The following is a 6000-nucleotide window of genomic DNA, read 5'->3' as shown; positions in this document are numbered from 1 at the left end:
CCGACGTTGTTGACCAGAATGTCGACACCGCCGAGCGAATCGAGCAGGCGCTGCACATGGGTGGCCTCCGTGAAGTCCGCCGCGATGCCCGCCACCCTCCCGCCGGGCACCTCGGCTTCAAGGCTCTTCACTGCCAGCTGGACCCGGCTGGCATCCCGGCCGTTGATAACGACCGCGACGCCCTCCCGAAGAAGCGCCTTCGCGATCGAATACCCGATCCCCTGCGTTGAGCCGCTGATGAAGGCTCGCTTGTTTGCCAAATGCATATCCATGGTCTGTTACCTTTTCGTTTCACTTGCTCAGGCAAGTAAAAGTAGCCACACTTTGCTTGCCCAGTCAAGTAATCCTGTAGCCTGTGGGGATGAGTGATTACTCCGCCCTCGATCAACTCGCAGGGAATGACCTGACGACGTGGGCGGCCCTTGCGACGGTATTGGAGTGGCTGCCGCCCGCCCTCGACGCTCCCTTGGTTCGCGATTTCGATCTCACGCACTTCGAGTACGGCATCCTGTTCGCACTGGCTGATGCGCAGGACCACGCGCTGAGGATGACCGTACTGGCCGGCTATGCCAACAGCTCCCTCTCGCGGCTGTCCCGGGCCATTTCGCGGATTGAAGGCAGGGGGCTGGTCCAGCGCACCCGAGACCCGTTGGATGGGCGGTCTACCCTGGCCACCCTGACCGAGGCCGGGCTTGAGATGCTCGAAAAGGCCAATCCCGTACAAGCCCGGACGGTCAACGAATTAGTCCTGGAGCCGCTTACAAAAACCCAACGGCGTCAGCTGCGCGAGATCAGTCTGCGGATCCAGCGAGCAATCCGCGAGCAGGAGGGGTGGCAGCCTCCACGAGCCTTCTCTTCGACACGTGATTAACGGGTTGGGCGCGAGCCAGACCAAGACGGTGCACGGCTGGTCTTTCTTTGTGCCCGGGAAGGCGCGGCTCGAAACATTAGGGATTCGACATGCAGAGGTTACGAGAGCCCGAATTGGGGTCCGAAGCCGCGCGGGAACCGCATTTGGACCACCTAGTGCCCAGCCTGAACAGGACCGTCTACCGGCACGCTTGAAAGAGCACCAATTCCGATCGCCCATCATCGGCTGACACCCCACGAATTTCTGCGAACCGACCCGCGAACTGGAAACCCAGAGCCTCGTGCATTCTGATGGAAGCCGTGTTGTGTTCGTTCGCGAAGTAGTAAACGCTCGAAGACCGAGACCAGATCCACTCCACACGTGCACGGGTGAGAGCAGAACCAATTCCCCGCCGGCGGGAATTCGGAGAGACGATGACACCCCCTAAATAGTGGCCGGTAGGGGCTTCGCCATCCGGCTCACCGTGGAACTGGGTTTTGGCTACGCCGACGATCTCATCCTGTATGGCTGCTACCAGCACGGCCCGCTCGCTTATCGGGGCAACTATTTCTCGCGTCCAGCGTGCGCGGTCGCTGGCATCGCAGATCACGCCCGCACGTTCTAAGTTGTCCAGGTTCGCCTCGCGTATCTGCATCCGTAGAGCTTACCGAGGGGCTCAGGGGACCGTTGAGGTTTCGCCGTTCAGCCCTAGATCAGCCGCCGCTTCACCGCCCGTAAGCCGGTCATTTTCGGTGCGACTCGTGAAACCGACTACCGTCGCCTTATGGGAATGCACGAAGGGGAGCTGCACATTGATGAGGCCGTTGTCGGCAGGCTCATCGCTGGCCAGTTTCCTCAGTGGCGTCATGAGCGCGTCCACCGCATGGCTACGGCGGGCACGGTAAACGCCATCTTTCGAATCGGTACAGACCTCACCGCCCGATTCCCACTCCTTGCCATTGATCTAGCAACAACCAGGTTTCAGCTCGCTCGCGAAGCCGAGGCCATGCGAGAGCTTGGCGGTGCCTGTCCTTTCCCCACACCGGTCCCAGTTGCGATTGGAAACCCCGGCTACGGCTATCCCCGGCCGTGGTCAGTGCAGACCTGGCTGCCTGGAACTGTTGCAACGCCCGAGGGTTCGGCGCAGTCCGGCCGATTCGCGCATGACCTCGCCGCACTGATCCGCTCCCTCAGCGCCGCGGACACCAAGGGCCGGAGATTTACTGGATCCGGACACGGCGGGGACTTGCAGGACTCCGATGAGTGGATGGAGCTTTGCTTCCATAAGAGTGAGGGCCTGCTGCCGGTCGAACATCTTCGCGAGCTGTGGGCAGCTTTCCGAATCCTGCCAGCTGCTGGATCTATCGTGATGAATCACGGGGATCTGATTCCCGGCAACCTGCTCGTTGACGAAGACCGGCTGGTCGGCGTGCTCGATGGTGGAGGGTTCGCCCCTGCTGATCCTTCATTGGATCTCGTCGCAGCATGGCACATGCTCGATCACAACAGGCGAGCACTCCTACGCAAGGAACTAGCCAGCGATGATCTTCAATGGTGGCGCGGAGCTGCATGGGCATTCCAGCAGGCGATGGGTTTGGTCTGGTACTACCAGGAATCAAACCCGGGAATGAGCAAACTCGGACGTACTACCTTGAGTCGCATTGCCAATGACCCCCTGTTCTCGCGACCTCGGTACTCTCACTAACCACTTCGTTAGCCGCCGTCGCGGCAACATACCAGACAGCGGCGGCTGGCCCCGCTAGAAAGCGATAGTTCCGTGCTCATGTTTGTTTCGTTGTTCGGGGTAGGCGTTGTGCTTGGACCAAAGTGGGCCATTGAAGTAGCTCGCGACCTCGCCGACCAAGAGCTCGCAAGTCATGCAAAACTTCTGGAAATCAGCGCTCCGCATGGCGGACAGCCGCTGGGCGAGGCAGGACTCTACTTCTGTGGCACCGTGCCATCCGTCCCAGGCCCCGCTCCGACCGCGAGCAGCGATGCAGAACATGCTTTTGCGTTGGAGCGCGCCTGCTCTCAGTACGACGCGGCAGAAGTCGGCTTGAGCAAGATGAAGCATACGTTCGTTCTGTCGGACGGCGATGGACCGACGCCACTTCCTTTGGCAGGATGCAGATACGACGTTTGGGAAGCGAGCTTGGCGCATATGGGTGTCCTCACCGCACCTGGTCAGCGGCAGCAGGGACATGCTGCCGCTGCCGTTTCGATTGCCGTGGGCCAGGCCATGGAATTGGGCCTCGTCCCGCAGTGGCGTGCCAGAACGGACAATGTGCTTCCATCCGCACAGCCCTTCGCACGGGATTCAAGCATGCTGGAACCCAAACGACTGTGCTCCTGAACGTGTAGTCTCCAGATGACCGGACAAGGACCCGTCACCAGGCTATGTCACCTTCCGGCCGCTCGCTCGCATCGCGTTTGGCGGAGCAGATCAGGTTTGGCCCGCCCTGAGACACGACGACGGATTTCTGGTTTACACGAGACAAACAACGTTCCGTGGCATAGACCTGAAGGACATGGCCGTTGCAGTCATCATGGAGTTCCACGGCGCAACACTGGAGCGATACGACCAGGTCATTGAAAAATGGGACTCACGCGGGGAGGCCCGGGCCCGGCCGGCGCGCTGTCCCACTGGGTAGTCGGGACAGACTACGGAATACTCGTCACGGATGTTTGGAAGTCCCGAGAGCTCTACGATGCCTTCGCCCGGGACCAGATCGGCCCTTACAGCGCAGAAGGGGGGATTCCCGACCGCCCAAAATCACTTATTACGACACCTACAACTACTTCACTCAAGGCGCAGACGCCTGACCACCGGCCCCACCACCATCTTGCCGGGCCGACGCCGGGTTCGGCCACGCGCCGGACGGCGTGGGGGCAGTAGATGTGCACGATGAGGCGCGTCTACGTGGCGAGGCAGAGTACCGGAAGTTCGATGACAGACCCGACATGATTGACGTGCTTGGATCCGTCAATTACTGGTTCCCCGATCGAGCGCGTCCGGACTAGTCCCCCGATAGAGGCCGTCGCCAGCGGCCATCTATGTACCCGCCAGTACTGAGGCCAGGGAACGCGCGAATCCCCCGGCATTCCGGAACGTCCCCAAAAGAGAATTTCCGAAAGCCGCTACCCGTCCTTTGGTGTCAGTCGTGCAGCGAGGCCGGAGAGGAGAATGCCCAGTCCTTCGTCCAGTTCCCGGGCTCCGTCATAGTCGGCCAGTGCCGGGGCCAGTGCCCTGAGCCATGGAAACTCCCTGGCCGGAAGGTGATACAGGCCCAGCCGCAGGACCGCTTCGTTTTCATCCGGATCGACCACCAGTTCCTGCAACTCGTTGAGCAAGTGGCCGTTGAGGAATGCGTAGTACGCCCTGTACACGTGCAGGGCGTCCACGGGGGTGAAGCCAGCGTCAATCAGCAGGGCGAGGATCTGCTCCAGCGGCCGGACGCTGCCGGGCGGGCGCAGGCCCAGCGGGGTGGACAGTGGCCGGGTCACGAGCAGCGGCACGATGTTGGGGTGTTGGAGCGCGAGCATGCGCAGGTCATGGGCCACGCCGCGCAGCGTGGCCTGCCACTCCTGTCCCTGCGGGACGGCCAGTTGGCCCAGGACGACTTCGGTCAGCCCATCCAGGAGCGCGGACCGGCTCTCGGCATACCGGTACAGGCTCATGGGGTCACGGCCGAGCTTCTGTCCCAGTCGGCGCATAGTGAGCGCCTCGAGCCCTTCAGCATCCACCAGTTCCAGGGCCGCGGAGAGCACCACCTCCCGGCTAAGCCGAGGTTTCCGGCCGGAACCGACCCCGCTGTCGCCCTTGTTGCCGTTGTTGCCGTTGTTGCCGTTGTTGCCGTTGTCCACGATGGCTGCCTGCCTCTCGGGACCGCGTCCAGAGCCGATGCTGCCCTTCACCTTCTCTACATATGAAGCCTACAATGTAAGCATACAGGCGCAAGCCCTGCCGGCCGTGTAGCGGCGATCCGGTGAACAGCTTTCGGTGACACGTGCAGAGCGCCGAAGCCCGGCTGCTGCAGCCACATGGCAGCCCTACCTGCACCGGCACGAAAAGAGCCAGCCATGGCCGTTTCACAGTTCGACCAGTTCCTTCACGACGCCACCATCAGCGATCCTGACTCGGAGTCCACCCTTGGGCGCGACCGGTTCTATGGGCTGTACATCAGCTGGTGCGCCGTCACCCAAACCCGACCGCGCAGGGAACGCTCATTCTGGGCGGCAATGCAGCAACGGATGGACCCCGGCCACAACAGCCTGCGCATGAGGGGGCCGGCCGCAGCAGACTACCTGCTGTCCAGCTACCCGAGCCTGGTCTGATGCCGGCGAAAATCCCGTCGGGCACCGACTACCGTGCTAACCGAAAACAGCCCCACGGGCCGCGCCCCTCGGGCACTTGGCTGCGGCACGGACGAGCACCTGCTCGCCGAATCAATCACCGTACTCGATCAGCACAGTGGCTCCCTGGCAGTGATCTTCAGCTGTTCCTCCTGCCGCGGCCCGCGCGTCCGGGCAACCACGGCAGAGCTCCTTGCACCGGTCCTGGCCCGCTACCTCGGTCCGGGCGACGACGTCGTTCACATCGGCGCCACCTACATTCACTGTGGAGAACCCATGACCCCCTCGGACGTGGCGCGCAGGCAACTGAAGAGCCCGGTTCACACCCAACCTGGCCCGGCTGGCTTCCTGGACGCGTACCTGCAAACCAGGTTTCTTCACTGCCGGTGCGGCTTCCAGATGGAACTGCCCCACTAACCAGCGCGCGCCGATACTCTGCCGGTCAGCCCGGGCCTGCCGGCGGTCCGCTTGCCTGCTGTGGAAAGGTGACTGAGCGTTTCGACGGCCGGGGCAGCGCGCAGTGAGCCCAGGTGAGTTTTGACGGAGCTGCCTCCAAACGGCAGGACGTGCCGCCTTCACAGCCAGCATTTCCCGCGCGCCCGACCGCTCCCCGACACGCGGGGTCAAGGTTCCGCACCCTTACGGCACGGGGGCGCACCTGCACCGCAGTGACCCTGGCACCTTGGGCGCTCCTGCCGCTTGCTCCTCCACAGGGTCGATGCAGGAACCCTCAGTGATAAGCTAAGCCTGCTTACTATCTTTTGGAATGTCCCCGTCAGCAACGTCGAGGCGACGCC

The 6000-nt window shown here is 62.5% G+C and carries 8 protein-coding genes; 5 read left to right on the top strand and 3 right to left on the bottom strand.

Features of this window, described 5'->3' with window-relative positions; translation table 11 throughout:
* A partial coding sequence (locus tag ACFQ50_RS11380) for an SDR family NAD(P)-dependent oxidoreductase (protein ID WP_377995641.1) occupies window positions 1–266 on the bottom strand: 266 nt, incomplete at its 3' end.
* Between the two features lie 95 nt (window positions 267–361).
* Between ACFQ50_RS11380 and ACFQ50_RS11375 the strand changes: the two genes are divergently transcribed.
* Entirely contained in the window at window positions 362–871 is a 510-nt protein-coding gene (locus ACFQ50_RS11375; RefSeq protein ID WP_377995638.1) for a MarR family winged helix-turn-helix transcriptional regulator, read from the top strand.
* 178 nt (window positions 872–1049) lie between these two features.
* Here ACFQ50_RS11375 and ACFQ50_RS11370 read toward each other — a convergent pair whose 3' ends face one another.
* Complete coding sequence (locus ACFQ50_RS11370) at window positions 1050–1505, bottom strand: GNAT family N-acetyltransferase (protein ID WP_377995637.1); 456 nt, start codon at window positions 1503–1505, stop codon at window positions 1050–1052.
* Between the two features lie 129 nt (window positions 1506–1634).
* On the opposite strand from ACFQ50_RS11370, the gene ACFQ50_RS11365 reads away from it, so the two are divergent.
* Both ACFQ50_RS11365 and ACFQ50_RS11360 read left to right on the top strand, forming a co-directional pair.
* Entirely contained in the window at window positions 1635–2555 is a 921-nt protein-coding gene (locus ACFQ50_RS11365; protein ID WP_377995636.1) for an aminoglycoside phosphotransferase family protein, read from the top strand.
* Window positions 2556–2633: 78 nt separating this feature from the next.
* Window positions 2634–3203: a GNAT family N-acetyltransferase gene (locus ACFQ50_RS11360; RefSeq protein WP_377995635.1), complete on the top strand. Its 570-nt coding sequence runs from the start codon at window positions 2634–2636 to the stop codon at window positions 3201–3203.
* Window positions 3204–3988: 785 nt separating this feature from the next.
* On the opposite strand, the gene ACFQ50_RS11355 is transcribed toward ACFQ50_RS11360, so the two are convergent.
* Entirely contained in the window at window positions 3989–4621 is a 633-nt protein-coding gene (locus ACFQ50_RS11355; RefSeq protein WP_377995640.1) for a TetR/AcrR family transcriptional regulator C-terminal domain-containing protein, read from the bottom strand.
* Between the two features lie 309 nt (window positions 4622–4930).
* Between ACFQ50_RS11355 and ACFQ50_RS11350 the strand changes: the two genes are divergently transcribed.
* On the top strand, window positions 4931–5185 hold the full coding sequence (locus ACFQ50_RS11350; protein ID WP_377995634.1) for a hypothetical protein: 255 nt from the start codon (window positions 4931–4933) through the stop codon (window positions 5183–5185).
* A 33-nt stretch (window positions 5186–5218) separates the two neighbouring features.
* A complete protein-coding gene (locus ACFQ50_RS11345; protein WP_377995633.1) occupies window positions 5219–5620 on the top strand; it encodes a hypothetical protein in 402 nt (133 codons plus the stop codon).
* Window positions 5621–6000: the final 380 nt, after the last annotated feature.

It is taken from the genome of Arthrobacter sp. NPDC056493 (assembly GCF_042795115.1).
Taxonomy (GTDB): Bacteria; Actinomycetota; Actinomycetes; order Actinomycetales; family Micrococcaceae; genus Arthrobacter.
This window is presented reverse-complemented; position numbering and strand designations above follow the sequence as displayed.